The organism is Mycobacterium appelbergii (assembly GCF_032883035.1).
In the GTDB taxonomy this organism is placed as follows: domain Bacteria; phylum Actinomycetota; class Actinomycetes; order Mycobacteriales; family Mycobacteriaceae; genus Mycobacterium; species Mycobacterium appelbergii.
The window spans coordinates 109,123-123,805 of record NZ_JAMQTH010000019.1 but is presented as its reverse complement, the minus strand read 5'-3'; the positions used below and the strand labels follow the sequence as shown (position 1 = coordinate 123,805).

The 14,683-nt window shown below is 66.7% G+C and carries 14 protein-coding genes; 7 read left to right on the top strand and 7 right to left on the bottom strand.

All coding sequences use genetic code 11. The features are described 5' to 3' along the window. The first annotated feature begins 4 nt into the window (after nt 1-4). Nucleotides 5-1,258: an acyl-CoA dehydrogenase family protein gene (locus M1247_RS32790; protein WP_317160606.1), complete on the top strand. Its 1,254-nt coding sequence runs from the start codon at nt 5-7 to the stop codon at nt 1,256-1,258. Here the strand turns inward: M1247_RS32790 and M1247_RS32785 are convergent. The 3 genes from M1247_RS32785 to M1247_RS32775 are packed head-to-tail and all read right to left on the bottom strand — an operon-like array spanning nt 1,241 to nt 3,472. Next, nucleotides 1,241-1,645 carry a RidA family protein gene (locus M1247_RS32785; RefSeq protein ID WP_317160605.1) on the bottom strand — a complete coding sequence of 135 codons (405 nt, stop codon included), beginning with the start codon at nt 1,643-1,645 and terminating at the stop codon, nt 1,241-1,243. The two genes, M1247_RS32790 and M1247_RS32785, sit on opposite strands and share 18 nt — an antisense overlap. A gap of 36 nt (nt 1,646-1,681) precedes the next feature. After that, nucleotides 1,682-2,431: an IclR family transcriptional regulator gene (locus tag M1247_RS32780; RefSeq protein WP_317160604.1), complete on the bottom strand. Its 750-nt coding sequence runs from the start codon at nt 2,429-2,431 to the stop codon at nt 1,682-1,684. 3 nt (nt 2,432-2,434) lie between these two features. Continuing rightward, nucleotides 2,435-3,472, bottom strand: a complete 1,038-nt coding sequence (locus M1247_RS32775) for a sugar kinase (protein ID WP_410506985.1) — start codon at nt 3,470-3,472, stop codon at nt 2,435-2,437. A 134-nt stretch (nt 3,473-3,606) separates the two neighbouring features. Here M1247_RS32775 and M1247_RS32770 point away from each other — a divergent pair, with 134 nt between their 5' ends. Genes M1247_RS32770 through M1247_RS32755 form a run of 4 tightly spaced genes read left to right on the top strand, consistent with a single transcriptional unit; the run spans nt 3,607 to nt 8,558 of the window. Beyond that, nucleotides 3,607-4,896 carry an amino acid deaminase gene (locus M1247_RS32770; RefSeq protein ID WP_317160602.1) on the top strand — a complete coding sequence of 430 codons (1,290 nt, stop codon included), beginning with the start codon at nt 3,607-3,609 and terminating at the stop codon, nt 4,894-4,896. 11 nt (nt 4,897-4,907) lie between these two features. Further along, nucleotides 4,908-6,515, top strand: coding sequence for an N-acyl-D-amino-acid deacylase family protein (locus M1247_RS32765; protein ID WP_317160601.1), 1,608 nt, complete (start codon nt 4,908-4,910; stop codon nt 6,513-6,515). Next, the gene (locus tag M1247_RS32760) at nt 6,512-7,141 is read left to right on the top strand and encodes a bifunctional 4-hydroxy-2-oxoglutarate aldolase/2-dehydro-3-deoxy-phosphogluconate aldolase (RefSeq protein WP_317160600.1); all 630 of its coding nucleotides are present in this window, start codon (nt 6,512-6,514) and stop codon (nt 7,139-7,141) included. The genes M1247_RS32765 and M1247_RS32760 overlap by 4 nt, the downstream gene beginning before the upstream one ends. A 25-nt stretch (nt 7,142-7,166) precedes the next feature. After that, on the top strand, nt 7,167-8,558 hold the full coding sequence (locus M1247_RS32755; protein WP_317160599.1) for a GntP family permease: 1,392 nt from the start codon (nt 7,167-7,169) through the stop codon (nt 8,556-8,558). A 68-nt stretch (nt 8,559-8,626) separates the two neighbouring features. On the opposite strand, the gene M1247_RS32750 is transcribed toward M1247_RS32755, so the two are convergent. From M1247_RS32750 to infC, 4 genes are all read right to left on the bottom strand, one after another. Further along, nucleotides 8,627-9,388, bottom strand: coding sequence for a TrmH family RNA methyltransferase (locus M1247_RS32750; RefSeq protein ID WP_317160662.1), 762 nt, complete (start codon nt 9,386-9,388; stop codon nt 8,627-8,629). A gap of 62 nt (nt 9,389-9,450) precedes the next feature. Continuing rightward, complete coding sequence (rplT, locus tag M1247_RS32745; protein ID WP_317160598.1) at nt 9,451-9,840, bottom strand: 50S ribosomal protein L20; 390 nt, start codon at nt 9,838-9,840, stop codon at nt 9,451-9,453. A 42-nt stretch (nt 9,841-9,882) separates the two neighbouring features. Next, the gene (gene rpmI, locus M1247_RS32740; RefSeq protein WP_317160597.1) at nt 9,883-10,077 is read right to left on the bottom strand and encodes a 50S ribosomal protein L35; all 195 of its coding nucleotides are present in this window, start codon (nt 10,075-10,077) and stop codon (nt 9,883-9,885) included. Nucleotides 10,078-10,105: 28 nt separating this feature from the next. Further along, the gene (infC, locus tag M1247_RS32735; protein WP_458695275.1) at nt 10,106-10,717 is read right to left on the bottom strand and encodes a translation initiation factor IF-3; all 612 of its coding nucleotides are present in this window, start codon (nt 10,715-10,717) and stop codon (nt 10,106-10,108) included. A gap of 242 nt (nt 10,718-10,959) precedes the next feature. Here infC and M1247_RS32730 point away from each other — a divergent pair, with 242 nt between their 5' ends. Then, the gene (locus tag M1247_RS32730) at nt 10,960-11,319 is read left to right on the top strand and encodes a DUF1844 domain-containing protein (protein ID WP_317160596.1); all 360 of its coding nucleotides are present in this window, start codon (nt 10,960-10,962) and stop codon (nt 11,317-11,319) included. 44 nt (nt 11,320-11,363) lie between these two features. After that, a complete protein-coding gene (gene lysX / locus M1247_RS32725) occupies nt 11,364-14,660 on the top strand; it encodes a bifunctional lysylphosphatidylglycerol synthetase/lysine--tRNA ligase LysX (RefSeq protein ID WP_317160595.1) in 3,297 nt (1,098 codons plus the stop codon). Nucleotides 14,661-14,683 lie beyond the last annotated feature (23 nt).

Sequence of the window (14,683 nt, the reverse complement as noted above, 5' to 3'; positions counted from 1 at the left end):
CGGGATGCTTGAGTGGTCTGACGTCGACCTTGCCGTGCGCGACGCCGTGCGCGAGTTCGTCGACAAGGAAATCCGCCCCCATCTCGACGCGCTGGAAAGCGGTGAGATGGAGCCCTACCCCATCGTCCGGAAGTTGTTCGCGACGTTCGGAATCGATGTGATGGCCAAGGAGGCGCTCGACAAGCGGCTGGCCCGGTTGCGCGACGGCGCCAATGGTGACGCGAAACCGTCGGGCTCCGGCTCGGGCGGCATGTTCGGGGGCGGCAGCGCCTCGGCCGGCATGGGATTCGTCGTGGTCAGCGAGCTGTGCCGGGTATCGATGGGCCTGGTCACCGGCATGGGCGTGAGTCTGGGCCTGACGGTACCGACCATCCAGAGCCGGGGCACCCTGGCGCAGCAGGAACGCTGGCTGCCCGGGCTCGTGACCTACGAGAAGGTCGGTGCCTGGGCGATCACCGAACCCGATTCGGGCTCGGATGCGTTCGGCGGCATGAAGTCCTATGTGACCCGGGACGGTGAGGACTACATCCTCAACGGCCAGAAGACGTTCATCACCAACGGCCCCGACGCCGATGTGGTGGTGGTCTACGCCAAGTTGGATGAGGGTCAGGAAGTCGACAAGCGGGACCGCAAGGTGCTGACGTTCGTGCTCGACCGCGGCATGGAGGGCTTCGTGCAGTCGAAGCCGTTCCACAAGATGGGCATCCACAGCTCACGCACCGGTGAACTGTTCTTCAACAACGTGCGGTTGGGCCGGGACCGGCTACTCGGCGAAACCGAACACAATGACGCGGGTGATGGCAGGGACAGCGCACGGTCGAGCTTCTCCACCGAACGTATCGGCGTGGCGGCGATGGCCCTCGGGGTCATCGAGGAGTGCCTGCGGTTGAGCGTGGAATACGCCAAGAGCCGGACCCTGTGGGGGCAGGAGATCGGCCAGTTCCAGCTGATCCAGTTGAAGCTGGCCAACATGGAAGTGGCCCGGATGAACGTGCGCAACATGCTGTTCCGCGTCATCGAGTCCGCTCAGGAAGGCAAGTCGATATCGCTTGCCGAGGCTTCGGCCATCAAGTGGTACTGCTCGCAGGCAGCCACCGACGTCGCGATGGACGCGGTGCAGTTGTTCGGCGGCAACGGCTACATGACCGAGTACCGGGTGGAGCAGTTGGCCCGCGATGCCAAGTCACTGATGATCTATGCCGGCAGCAACGAGGTTCAGATCACCCACGTGGCGCGCGGGCTACTCAACGGCGGCTAGCGCATCGATCTCGACCAGCATGACCTCATGTGGCAGGTCTACGAACACCGTTGTCCGGCACGGTAGTTCGCCCGATGGCACGTTTTCGGCGATGAACTGGCCGTACACCTCGTTCATGGCGGCGAAATCCTCGCGCTTGGTGAGGTAGACGCGGAACATCAGCACGTCATCCACACCGGCGCCACCGGCGGTCAGGATTGCCTTCACATTCTCCAGCGTCCGCCGGGTTTGGGCCCCGACATCCCCCTCGCCGATATAGGTGTTCGTCGAGGGGTCCATCGGGCCCTGTCCGGACACCTGCAGCAGACCGCCCTTCCGGATGCCCTGGCTGAAGGTGTGCGCGGGTGCGGGTGCGGCGTCGGTACGGATCACCTGGGACTTCGACACGTTGGACTCCTTTTGTGTGGTGGGTTTCTCGGTGGATCAGGCCTGCGGCCGGTAGCCGCAGTCGCGCGAAATGTTCTCGCCGACGGCGAGCAGTGGTTCGAGCAGGGCGACAACTTGGTCGAACGGCAGCACCACGTCGGGCACCGACACCGACACGGCGGCGACGACGCGTCCGGAGGCGCCCCGGATAGGCACGCCGAGGCAGTTGATCGACGGCTCGTTCTCCTCGCGGTCCCGGGCCCAGCCCTGGGCCCGTACCGTCTCGATCTCGCGGAGATAAGCGTCGCGGGTCGTGATGGTATTGGGGGTGCGCCGGGTGAAATCCATTGCGGCGACGATGGTGTGCAACTCGGAATCCGGCAGGTCGGCCAGGATGACCTTGGCCACCGCGGTCGAGTTCAGGTTCGCACTCAATCCGATCCGCGAGAACATCCGGATCTGGTCATGTGATTCCAGCTTGTCGATATAGACCACCTCGCCGCCCTCCATCGCCGCGAGGTGAGTGGTACGGCCATAGGTGCGATTGAACTCAACGAGATGAGGCGAGGCGATCCGGCGGATTTCTCGTTGATCGGTACCCTGTGCCGCCAGTTCGAAGATCCGCGAGCCCAGGTGGTAGCGGTTGCTGTGGTCCCGAAATGTGAAGCGCTCGTCGGACAGTGTGCGTAAGAGCCGCAGCACGGTGGTCTTGTGCACGCCGGCCGATTCCGCGAGTTCGTCCAGGCTCGCCGGCCCCTTCCCGAGGTGAATCAACAGCTGCAGCGCACGTGCGACACTCTGACTCATCGCTCAGTTCCCTTCTGGCGGCGCGAAACCCGCGGCAGTCACGACCGTCGCCGACCAGCTGCGTTCTGAGCAGCGCAGCAATCCATCCAGCACGGCGTCCGGCGGTGGCGGCGCCCAGTCCGAGGCTACGGTGAGCGTTGCGGCCGCACCGATGTGGCCACGCCGCAGGCAGGTCGCGACATCGTCGCCCCGCACCAGGCCACTGAGATATCCCGCGGCGAAGGCGTCGCCTGCACCAACCGGTTCGACCACCTCGACGCGTAGTGCGGGTACCACGGTTGTCCGGCCGTCGGCGTCGATGGCCGTGGCGCGCCGGGCTCCGTCCTTGACCACGACCGTCGCGGGGAGCGGCAGGATCCGTCGCAGCTCGACCGGATCGTCGGTGCCCATGACGCGGAGTGCTTCGTCGGCGCCCACGAGGACCAGGTCGGCCTGGTTCGCCAACTCGACCACGACGCTGGGATCACCGTCCGGCCATAACTGCTCCCGCCAGTTCACATCGAAGCTCATCACCCCGGCGATTCCGGGCCGATCGGTCAGCAGGCGGCGCATCAACGCCCGGCAGGAGTCCGACAGCGCCGCGGTGATTCCGCTGCAGTGCACCACCGCTGCCCTCCCGAGTGCGGCTGCGACCGAGGGGGTTTCGAGGAATTCCGGCCCCATCGCCGAGGCGGCCGATCCTGAGCGCCGGTAGCGGCTCGTCGTCCTGGGCTCCCCTGCGTGATCGGTCGCGGTGTGCTTCGAGTAATGCCCGGTGGGCCGTGTTGCGTCGATCTCGACAGCGGAGACATCCACACCCCGCGCCCGAAGTTCCGAAGCGACGAGGGCTCCGTACTCGTCATCTCCGAGCCTGCCGATCCATGCCGCGGGCACTCCGAGGGCGGTGAGGCCGGCAGCGACGTTGGCTTCCGCACCGGCCAGGTGCAATTCAGCCGGAGCACCGGCCAGGTGCAATTCAGCCGGAGCACCGGCCAGGTGCAATTCAGCGGCGCTTTCGAGCACCAGCGCCTCCCCGAGACACGCGACAGAGCGGGTGCACATAGGTGTTTCCTGCACTGCCCTCCTTCAGGTGCGGGTATTGACGTGGTGCCGGTGTCATGTTAAACAGATCACAACATATTTTGCAACCTAGATTGCACTAGACGCAACATAGCAGATAGAACGTGGAGAAGAGCGTGACGACGACAACGGAAATCCTTCGCGCCGAGCGCCTGTCCGAACTGGACAAGGCCCTGCCGGCCGGGGCTGACGGTCTGACGACGGCGGAGTTCCTCGCCACCAAGCCCCGCCTGTCGTCGTTCAGCACGCCCGTCATGACGTTGGACAACTCGGCCATCGACCACAACCTCGCAGCGATGGCGTCGTGGTGTACGGCGCACGGCGTGGAACTGGCACCACACGGCAAGACGACCATGTCACCGACTTTGTGGGAGCGTCAGCTCCACAGCGGGGCGACGGCGATCACGCTGGCCACCTTCAGCCAGGTACGCGTCGCGGTGCGGTTCGGTATCGACAAGATCCATCTGGCCAACGCGCTGGTCGACCCTGCCGCGCTGCGCTGGCTGGGCCAGAAGATCACTGAGCACCCCGACCTGGAGGTACTCACCTGGGCCGACTCAACCGACACGGTGGACGCCATGGTGGCGGCGCTCGCCCACACACCGATGGCGCGGCCGATCCCGGTGCTGGTCGAACTCGGCGCACCCGGCGGACGGACCGGCGCTCGGTCGATATCCGAGGCGATGACCGTGGCCGCACGGATTGCTGCGAGCGAGAAGCTGCGCCTGACGGGCGTGTCCGGCTATGAAGGCGCCTTGGCGCACGACGCGACCGGGCAGTCGTTGTCGCGGGTCCGGACATACCTCGAACAGCTGGCCGAGCTGCACCACCGGATCCGGTCGGAGGACCTCTACCCCACCGACGGCGATGTAGTGGTAACTGCCGGTGGCAGTGCGTATTTCGACGTGGTGGCCGACGTCCTGGCCCCGCTGTCCGACCAGCGCACCCGCGTCGTCATCCGCGCAGGCGCCTACCTCATCCACGACGACGGGTTCTACACCGGTATCACGCCGTTCGGCCGTGACGAGTCCGGTCAACAGACCGGCGGGCTTCGCTCGGCCATGCACACCTGGGCGCGGGTGGTTTCGCGGCCGGAGCCGGGCCTGGCCCTGCTGGACGCCGGTAAGCGCGATGTGCCGTACGACGAGGGACTGCCGACGCCGCAACGTGCCGCCGCGCAACTCGGCTCGCCTGCGCGTCCGCTGGCCGACGCGCAGATCACCGCGGTCAACGACCAGCACGCTTTCATGACCATTCCGCCCGACAGCGATCTGCGGGTGGGCGACGTGGTGAGGCTTGGCCTTTCCCACCCGTGCACGGCTTTCGACAAGTGGCGCGCCATCCCGCTGGTCGACGGCGACGGGGATGATCCGCTCGTCGTCGATGTGATCCGCACCTACTTCTGATCGGTACCGGCATGCGCACCCTGATCCGCTCCGCCACCGTCGTCGACGGTACCGAGACCCCGCGCTACCGTGCCGATGTACTGGTCGACGGTGACCGCATCACCGAAATCCACACCGATGCGGCGGATTCGCCCTCAGCTGACCGGGTGATCGACGCCGACGGTCTCGTGCTCGCACCCGGATTCATCGACATGCACGCGCATTCGGACCTCCAGATCCTGCTCAATCCGACGCATCCGTCCCGGCTCACCCAAGGTGTCACCACCGAGGTGCTCGGGCAGGACGGGTTGTCCTACGCGCCGGTCACCGATGACGTGCTGTCGCACGTGCGACGCAAGATCGCCGGCTGGAATTCCGATCCGGAGGATTTCGATTTCGACTGGCGCTCGGTCGGCGAATACCTGGACCGACTCGACCGCGGAATCGCCACCAATGCAGCCTATCTGGTGCCACACGGGGTGGTCCGCGCACTGGTTGTCGGATGGGACGAGGTGGCGGCGAACCCCGCGCAGATCGCCGAGATGCAGCGCATCGTGGGCCGGGGCATGGCCGAGGGAGCGGTCGGCCTCTCCGCCGGATTGACGTACACGCCCGGGATGTATGCCGACAACGAGGAGCTGCTCGCACTGTGCCGCACCGTCGCCGGGCACGGCGGCTACTTCTCCCCGCACCACCGCTCCTACGGTGCGGGAGCGCTGCAGGCGTATGCGGAGATGGTCGATCTCGCAGTCCGCTCGGGCTGTGCGCTGCACCTGGCCCATGCCACGCTCAACTTCGGCCCGAACAAAGGGCGGGCGCCGGAACTGTTGGCGCTGTTGGATTCTGCGATCGAAGCGGGCGCCGACATCAGCCTCGACACCTACCCCTACCTGCCCGGGGCCACCACCCTGTCGGCGATCCTGCCGAGCTGGTCCTCGGCAGGAAGTACCGAGGAGACACTGGCCCGCCTCGTCGATCCCGTGGCACTCTCGCGGATCCGTGAGCAGCTGGACGTCACCGGCTCCGACGGCTGTCACGGCGTCACCGCCGAATGGCACACCATCGAGATCAGCGGTGTACAGAACCACGGGCTCGACCAGTACGTGGGACGGACCATCGCCGAGATCGCGACCGCCGAGAATCGCGACCCGTTCGAGGTGTGCATCGACATCCTGCTGCGGGACCAACTGGGCAGCGGAATCCTCCAACACGTCGGACACGAGGAGAACGTGCAGGCCATCATGCGACACCCCAAACACACCGGCGGCAGCGACGGGCTCCTGATCGGGGCGAAACCCCATCCCCGCGGCTGGGGTACGTTCGCCCGCTATCTCGGTCATTACACCCGCAAGCTCGGCTTGATGTCGCTCGAGGAATGTGTCGGCCACCTCAGCGGGCGGGCAGCTCACCGTCTGCGACTGGCCGACCGCGGCTTCATCCGGCCCGGGTTCGCCGCCGATCTCGTGTTGTTCGACCCCGACACCGTGGCCGACACCGCCACCTACGATCACCCCCGCCGGGCCGCGACAGGGTTCACCCACGTGTTCGTCCGCGGCCAATTGGCACTCGACGACGGCGAACTCACCGGGGTGACCGCCGGCCGGTCGCTACGGCGCGACGCGGACGGAGCGGTGCGATGAGCGGCCTCGCCGTGTTGCGGTCCGACCGGGTGCTCAGTGTCGTCCGCGCCGACGACATCCCCGACGCCACCGATCTGTGTCACGCGCTGGCAGCTGGCGGAATCCGCACTGTGGAACTGACGTTCACCACGCCCAATGTTCTCGACCACGTTCGATCGTGTGCTGACGCGGTCTCGCGGTCGGGCGTGGTGCTCGGCGTCGGCACGGTGCAGACCGCGGACCAGGCCACTGCGGCGATCGATGCCGGTGCGCAGTTCCTGGTCACACCGGGGCTACGGCCCGAGGTGGCCGCTGTCGCGGTGGCCAATGGGGTGCCGGTCTTCCTCGGCGCCCTCACCCCGACCGAGGTGGCAACAGCGGTCGATCTCGGATCCGCGGCGGTGAAGATCTTCCCGGCCCACAGCATGGGCCCGAAGTATCTGTCCGATCTGCACGGGCCATATCCCGAAGTGGAGCTCCTACCCTCGGGCGGCATCAACCCCGACAACGCCCGTGCCTACCTCGACGCCGGCGCGCTCGCGGTCTGCGCAGGCACCGGAGTCGTCCCACCCGCCGCGGTAGCCGCGGGGAACTGGGAGGAAATCACCGCTCGTGCACGAACTTTCGTCACCGCTCTGACGTCCTGATTCCCCGCCTCCCCCTGGAGCTGCTATGACCTCGTTTGTCGCCTGGCTGCAACACGACACAGCCGGACTGTTGGCCCTGGCCGCGGTGTCTATCGCAATCCTGTTGTTGCTGATCATCAAACTCAAGGTGGAGCCGTTCATCGCGTTGATCGTGGTGAGCGTGGCCGTCGCGCTCGTCGCCGGGATCCCGGTCGCCGAACTGGTGGGCACGCCCACCAAAGCCTCAGAATCGCTCTTGGAAAAGGGATTCGGCGGAATCCTCGGCCACATCACCGTGATCATCGGCCTCGGCACGGTGCTGGGCGCGATGCTGGAGCGCTCGGGTGGGGCCGATGTTCTCACCACCCGGTTGTTGAACCTGTTCGGGCCCAGGGGCGCACCGCTGGCGATGGGCGTGACCGGTCTGGTGCTGGGTATCCCCGTCTTCTTCGACATCGGCATCTTCATCCTGGCACCGCTGGTCTACGTGGCAGCCAAACGCGGCGGGAAATCCCTGGTGCTGTATGCGATGCCGATGCTCGCCGGCCTGTCGATGACGCATGCCTTCCTGCCCCCGCACCCCGGGCCGGTCGCCGCGGCCGGACTGCTGAGCGTCAGCCTCGGCTGGATCATCATCATGGGGCTGGCATGTGGCATCCCGGCGTGGTTGGTCAGCGGCGTGGTGTGGGGATCGTGGATCGGCAAGCGTATCCAGGTCGAGGTACCCGAGGAGTTCGTCCCCGAGGAGGACGAGGCCGACACCGCCAATCCGCCCGCACTCAGCCTGATCGCGTTCATCATCCTGGCGCCGATGCTGCTGATTCTGGCCGCCACCATCGCCGACGTGGTGCTCGACGGGGGTGCGCTGCTGTCCGTGCTGACCCTCGTCGGCAATCCGGCCATCGCCCTGACCATCGCGGTGATGCTGGCCCTGTATCTACTCGGTATCCGGCGCGGCATTTCGGCTCAGGAGCTCGCCAAGATCTCCGGGGTGTCGCTGCGCCCGGTGGGGATGATTCTGTTGGTCGTGGGTGCGGGCGCGTTCTTCGGAGCGGTGTTGCGCGCCACCGGGATCGGGGATGCGCTGGCCGATTCGATGGCCGCGATCGGGCTGCCGGTGATCGTGTCGGCATATCTGATCAGCTGCGCGTTGCGGGTCGCCCAGGGCTCGGCGACGGTGGCCATCGTGACCACGGCCGGCATCATCCAGGCCTCGGTGGCCGAAGGAAACTACTCACCCGCCCAGGTCGCCCTGATCGTGGTGGCGGTGTCGGCCGGTTCCATCATCGCCAGCCATGTCAACGACGGCGGATTCTGGATCGTCTCGCGCTACTTCAACATGTCGGTCAAGGACACCCTGAAAACCTGGACCGTGCTGGAGACCATCCTGTCGGTCGTCGGGTTCGCGATGGCCGGGCTGATCTGGCTGGCCGTTTGACCCGCGAGCAGACACTTATGCACCCGAAAATGGGCGTTATCGGGTACCGGCGCGTCTGCTCGCGGTGATTAGTTGGCAGGACTGCGGTGGGCCGTGGCGCTCTGATACAGGCAGATCGAGGCGGCCGCGGCGATGTTGAGGCTTTCGGCGTTCCCCCGCATCGGGATGTGGACCCGATGATCGGCCTTGGCGGCCAGCTCCACAGGCAGACCGTGGGCTTCCGGCCCGAACAGCCATGCGGTCGGCGCGGCCAGGTCAGCGGCGTCGAGACTGACTTCGCCGTCCACGGTGGCCGCCAGCACCTGCAACCCGGCGGCCTGCAGTCTGTCGACCACGCCGGCGGAATCGGGCTCGCTGACCACCGGGATGGCGAAGATGCTGCCTGCCGAGGCCCGTAGGCACTTGCTGTTGTACGGGTCGACGCTGTGCCCGGCCAGCACCACGGCCACGGCGCCCATCGCGTCGGCAGCGCGGATCAACGTGCCGGCGTTGCCTGGCTCGGACATCGCCACCGCGACGGCGATCAGCCCCGGCGGGGTGGGCGTATCCGCCAGTACGTCATCCAGGGTGGTCTCCGGCAGGCTGCACACCGCCACCAGGCCGACCGGGGTCACGGTGTCCGACAGGGCTTTTGCCGCGCGCTCGGTGACCAGCTGCACGGGGACGTCGGCCAGTAGCGACCGGAACCGCTCCAGCGCGGCTTCGGTCGCGAACACCTCGGAGACAACACCGCGCCGCAGCGCTGCCTCGACAAGGTTGTGCCCCTCGGCGAGGAAGCGCGCGGCGCGGCGACGCCCGACATGACGGTGCAGCTTGACCGCTGCGGTCACCCGGGCAGAGCGCTCGGTGAGCGGCGACATTTCTTCAGTGGTCGCTTCGCTCCGGCTTTCCGTCAGGCAGCCTCGCCGGCAGGCGCATTCACGTCGGCAGGCAGAGCGGCCTTGGCCACCTCGGCCAGCGCGGTGAACGCGGCCGGGTCACTCACGGCGATCTCCGCGAGGTTCTTACGGTCCACCTCGACACCGGCGGCCTTCAGACCCTGGATCAGGCGGTTGTAGGTGATGTCATTGGCGCGGGCCGCGGCATTGATACGCGAGATCCACAGCTTGCGGAACTCGCCCTTGCGGGCGCGACGGTCCCGGTAGGCATAGGTCAGCGAATGCAGCTGCTGCTCTTTGGCTTTGCGGTACAGCCTGGACCGCTGACCGCGGTAGCCCTTGGAGGCCTTGAGTACGGTGCGCCGCTTCTTCTGGGCGTTGACTGCGCGCTTCACGCGTGCCATGGGATGTTCCTATTCTCGATCGGGTTCGGGGAGCGGGCTGTACTAGCCGTTGAGCAGCTTCTTCACGCGGGCGGTGTCGTTCGCCGCCACCACGGTGCGGCCGTCGAGCCTGCGGGTGCGCTTGGTGGGCTTGTGCTCCATAAGGTGGCGGCGGTTCGCCTTCTGCCGCACGATCTTTCCGGTACCGGTGCGGCGGAACCGCTTGGAGGCACCGCTGTGGGTCTTCGCCTTGGGCATGAGTCCTCAGTTCTGTCTTGATCTGGTACTACGTATTGGGTTCTTCGGGGGCGGCTGGCGGCCCGCCGGGGCGCTCGGCCTGCTCTGCCGCCTTGGCGCGGGTCTTCGCGCCGCGGTGCGGTGCCAACACCATCGTCATGTTGCGGCCGTCCTGCTTGGCGGACGTCTCGACGAAGCCGTACTCGGCCACGTCGGCGCCCAGCCGCTGCAACAGCCGGTAGCCCAGTTCGGGCCGCGACTGCTCGCGTCCGCGGAACATGATCGTCACCTTGACCTTCGATCCGGCTTCGAGGAAGCGGACGACGTGACCCTTCTTGGTCTCATAGTCGTGCGGATCGATCTTTGGTCGCAGCTTCTGTTCCTTGACGACGGTCTGCTGCTGGTTCTTGCGAGACTCGCGCTCCTTGAGAGCCGTCTCGTACTTGAACTTGCCGTAGTCCATGATCTTGCAAACCGGGGGTTTGGCGTCAGGGGCTACTTCAACGAGGTCGAGATCGGCGTCTGCGGCGACGCGGAGTGCGTCTTCGATACGCACAATGCCTACCTGCTCACCACCTGGTCCAATCAGGCGGACTTCGGGTACGCGGATGCGCTCGTTGACACGGGTCTCAGTGCTGATGGGGCCTCCTATGTTGTCCATTTACGGAGACCCACGCCATCAGCGCTCTGCCCTGAAGAGCAGAAAAGCCCTGCTCAAAGCAGGGCCCGATGCCGACCGATCACGGCTTTCAGCCGCCTGCAGCCCGGTGTCGGGCGCAGAACCGGCATCCGTAGGATGCCGGTGACCGGACCGTTGATCCGGTGTGGTCAACGGTGGGAGCGGGACTCCACTTACTGTCCCTGGCATACGCCGGGACGGTCGCGCATGACAGTCTAGCAGGCATGTCCGATCCGACTGTAACGCCAGATGCAGGTCAGCCGCCGGTACGCGATCTCGCCGAGGTTCCTGCGGTCGAGGTGATCACCCGGGCCGCGGTCATGTTGATGAGCGCCGCGGCCGAGAAGATCGGGTTGTCGGCCCCGGACCCCGAGGACAGCCCGCACCGTGACCTCGACGAGGCCCGACGGTTGATCACCGCACTGGCCGGTCTGGTGAACGCATCGGCGGAATATCTGGGCCCGCACGCCGGGCCGGTGCGTGACGGGCTCAAGAGCCTGCAGCTGGCATTCCGCGAAGCGAGTGCGGCACCGGACGAGCCGGGTAAAGGGCCAGGCGAGAAGTACACCGGCCCGGTCTGGTAATTCATCCACCACATTGGCGGGTTGAGGGCCTATTCTCCGGCCCTATGACCGTTGTGAGCCGCACCGTCGCGCGGCAGACCGGCTTCTCCTGGGTCCCTGCGGCGGCGGGCTGGACCGTCGGCATCATCGCGACCCTGTCCCTCATCGCCAGTGTGTCGCCGCTGGTGCGCTGGATCATCAGGGTGCCCCGCGAATTCGTCAACGACTACATCTTCAATTTCCCCGATACCAGCTTCGCGTGGGCGTTCGTGCTGGCGTTGCTCGCGGCCGCGCTCGCGGCCCGCAAGCGCATCGCCTGGTGGATCCTGGTGCTCTACCTGGTGGGCGCCGTCGGCTGGAACCTGGGCGACCTGGTCACCGGCGGCGAGCCGGTGGCCGAGGACATCGGCGAAACCATCGGCATGGCGTTCCACCTCGCCGGGATCGCATGCCTGGTGCTGGCCCGCAAGCAGTTCTGGGCCAAGGTCCGACGTGGCGCCCTGCTCAAGTCCGCACTGGTCCTGGTGGCCGGCATGGCGGTCGGCATCCTGGCCGCCTGGGGCCTGCTGACCCTGTTTCCCGGCACCCTGGAGCCCGACTGGCGGCTGCCCTATGCGATCAACCGGGTGAGCGGGTTCGCAACGGTGCCCACCGAGGTCTTCGAGGGCTACTCACACCCATTCCTCAACGCCATCTTCGGCTTGTTCGGCGCCCTGGCCCTGATCATCGCGGCGATCGTGCTCTTCCAGTCCCAGCGCGCCACCAACGCGCTGACCGGTGAAGATGAATCCGCGATCCGGGGACTGCTGGAGCTGTACGGCAAGAACGATTCGCTGGGCTACTTCGCCACCCGTCGCGACAAGTCCGTGGTGTTCGCGCCGAACGGTCGCGCGGCGATCACCTACCGCGTGGAGATCGGCGTCTGCCTGGCCAGCGGCGACCCGCTCGGCGATCCCAAGGCGTGGCCGCAGGCCATCGAGGCGTGGCTGCAGCTGTGCCAACGGTACGGGTGGGCGCCGGGGGTGATGGGTGCCAGTTCGGGCGGCGCCGAGGCGTTCCGCGCCGCGGGGCTCAACGCACTGCAACTCGGTGATGAGGCGATCCTGCACCCGGACCGCTTCCGGCTGTCCGGTCCCGATATGCGCGCGGTGCGCCAGGCCGTCACCCGGGCGCGGCGGGCCGGCGCCACGGTCCGTATCCGGCGCCACCGCGAACTGTCCGAATCCGAGATGACCGAGGTGGTCCGGCACGCCGACGCCTGGCGGGACACGGACACCGAACGCGGATTCTCCATGGCGTTGGGCAGGCTCGGCGACCCCGCCGACAGCGACTGTCTCCTGGTCGAAGCGGTCCAGGACGAAACCGTTGTCGCGATGCTCTCGCTGGTGCCGTGGGGCACCAACGGTGTGTCGCTGGATGTGATGCGGCGTTCCCCACAATCGCCCAACGGCACCATCGAGCTGATGGTCAGCGAACTGTGCATGCAGGCCGAAGGCATTGGGGTCAGCCGCATTTCGCTCAACTTCGCAATGTTCCGCTCGGCGTTCGAGCAGGGTTCGCAACTGGGCGCGGGACCGGTGGCCCGGCTCTGGCGTGCCCTGCTGGTGTTCTTCTCACGCTGGTGGCAGCTGGAGACCCTGTACCGGTCGAACATGAAGTACCAGCCCGAGTGGGTGCCCCGGTATGCGTGCTACGAGGACGCCCGGCTGGTGCCACGGGTCGGGGTGGCCTCGGTCATCGCCGAAGGCTTCCTGGTACTGCCGTTCTCGCGACGCAACAAGCAGCACACCGGCGCGCGGGTGGCCGCTCCGGCCAGCCTTCTCGACAGTGGGCGGTTACACCGCGACGGCAGCGCCCCGGACCTGACCGGGATGTCGACGCAGCTGGCCGCCGATGATCAACCGCGACTGCCTGAGCAGGTCAGGGTGCGGATGGCGAAGCTCAAGGCGCTGCAGGACAACGGGGTTGACGCCTACCCGGTCGGCCAGGCACCCAGCCACACCGTCGCGGCTGCCCTGGAAACCGAAGGCGCCCAACCGGTGACCGTCGCGGGCCGGGTGATGCGGATCCGCGACTACGGCGGCGTGCTGTTCGCCCAACTGCGGGACTGGTCCGGCGAAGTCCAGCTGCTGCTCGACGAGTCGACACTCGCCGCAGGCAGCACCGTGGATTTCACCGCGACCATCGATCTGGGCGACCTGGTCGAGGTGACGGGCGCCATGGGGCTCAGCCGCAATGGCACGCACTCGCTGCTGGTCGGCCAATGGCGCCTGATCGGGAAATGCCTGCGGCCGCTGCCGGACAAGTGGAAAGGGCTGACCGACCAGGAAGCCCGGGTGCGGGCCCGTTACGTGGACCTCGCCGTCAACACCGAGGCCCGTGACCTGATCCGGGCCCGCAGCGCCGCCCTGCACGCCATCCGGGAAACCCTGTACGGCAAGGGCTTTCTCGAAGTCGAAACCCCGATCCTGCAGCAGATCCACGGCGGCGCCAATGCCAGGCCGTTTCTGACCCACATCAATGCCTACGATCTGGATCTGTATCTTCGGATCGCTCCCGAGCTCTATCTCAAACGGTTGTGCGTCGGCGGGGTGGAGCGCGTGTTCGAGCTGGGACGCGCGTTCCGCAACGAGGGTGTGGATTTCAGCCACAACCCGGAGTTCACGCTGTTGGAGGCGTATCAGGCGCACGCCGACTACAACGTCTGGATCGACGGCTGCCGCGAACTCATCCAGAACGCCGCCCAAGCCGCCAATGGCGCACACGTCTTCATGCGGCCCCGCGCGGACGGTGTGCTGGAGCCGGTCGACATCTCCGGGCAGTGGGCGGTCAAAACCGTGCACGACGCGGTGTCGGAGGCACTCGGCGAACACATCACCGCCGACACCGACATGAAAACCCTGCGCCGGCTGTGTGATTCGGCCGAGATCCCGTATCTGACGCACTGGGACGCCGGCGCGGTGGTGCTGGAGATGTATGAACACCTGGTCGAAGACCGCACCACCGCACCCACCTTCTACAAGGATTTCCCGACCTCGGTGTCACCGCTGACCCGCCCGCACCGCAGCATCGCCGGGGTGGCCGAGCGTTGGGACCTGGTCGCCTGGGGCGTCGAACTCGGCACTGCGTACAGCGAGCTCACCGACCCCGTCGAGCAGCGCAGGCGTTTGCAGGAACAGTCGTTGCTGGCCGCAGGCGGCGATCCGGAGGCGATGGAGCTCGACGAGGATTTCCTGCAGGCCATGGAGTACGCCATGCCGCCGACGGGCGGCCTCGGCATGGGCGTGGACCGCGTGGTCATGTTGATCACCGGACGCAGCATTCGCGAGACCCTGCCGTTTCCGTTGGCCAAACCGCGTTAGCAGCGCTTTCACAGCGGATCACA

Bases quoted from the DNA above. Each gene is read 5' to 3' on its own strand.
- M1247_RS32790 (WP_317160606.1), top strand. From the start codon at position 5: ATGCTTGAGTGGTCTGACGTCGACCTTGCCGTGCGCGACGCCGTGCGC.
- M1247_RS32780 (WP_317160604.1), bottom strand. From the start codon at position 2,431: ATGAGTCAGAGTGTCGCACGTGCGCTGCAGCTGTTGATTCACCTCGGG.
- M1247_RS32775 (WP_410506985.1), bottom strand. From the start codon at position 3,472: ATGTGCACCCGCTCTGTCGCGTGTCTCGGGGAGGCGCTGGTGCTCGAA.
- M1247_RS32765 (WP_317160601.1), top strand. From the start codon at position 4,908: ATGCGCACCCTGATCCGCTCCGCCACCGTCGTCGACGGTACCGAGACC.
- M1247_RS32760 (WP_317160600.1), top strand. From the start codon at position 6,512: ATGAGCGGCCTCGCCGTGTTGCGGTCCGACCGGGTGCTCAGTGTCGTC.
- M1247_RS32755 (WP_317160599.1), top strand. From the start codon at position 7,167: ATGACCTCGTTTGTCGCCTGGCTGCAACACGACACAGCCGGACTGTTG.
- rplT (WP_317160598.1), bottom strand. From the start codon at position 9,840: ATGGCACGCGTGAAGCGCGCAGTCAACGCCCAGAAGAAGCGGCGCACC.
- rpmI (WP_317160597.1), bottom strand. From the start codon at position 10,077: ATGCCCAAGGCGAAGACCCACAGCGGTGCCTCCAAGCGGTTCCGCCGC.
- infC (WP_458695275.1), bottom strand. From the start codon at position 10,717: ATGGACAACATAGGAGGCCCCATCAGCACTGAGACCCGTGTCAACGAG.
- M1247_RS32730 (WP_317160596.1), top strand. From the start codon at position 10,960: ATGTCCGATCCGACTGTAACGCCAGATGCAGGTCAGCCGCCGGTACGC.
- lysX (WP_317160595.1), top strand. From the start codon at position 11,364: ATGACCGTTGTGAGCCGCACCGTCGCGCGGCAGACCGGCTTCTCCTGG.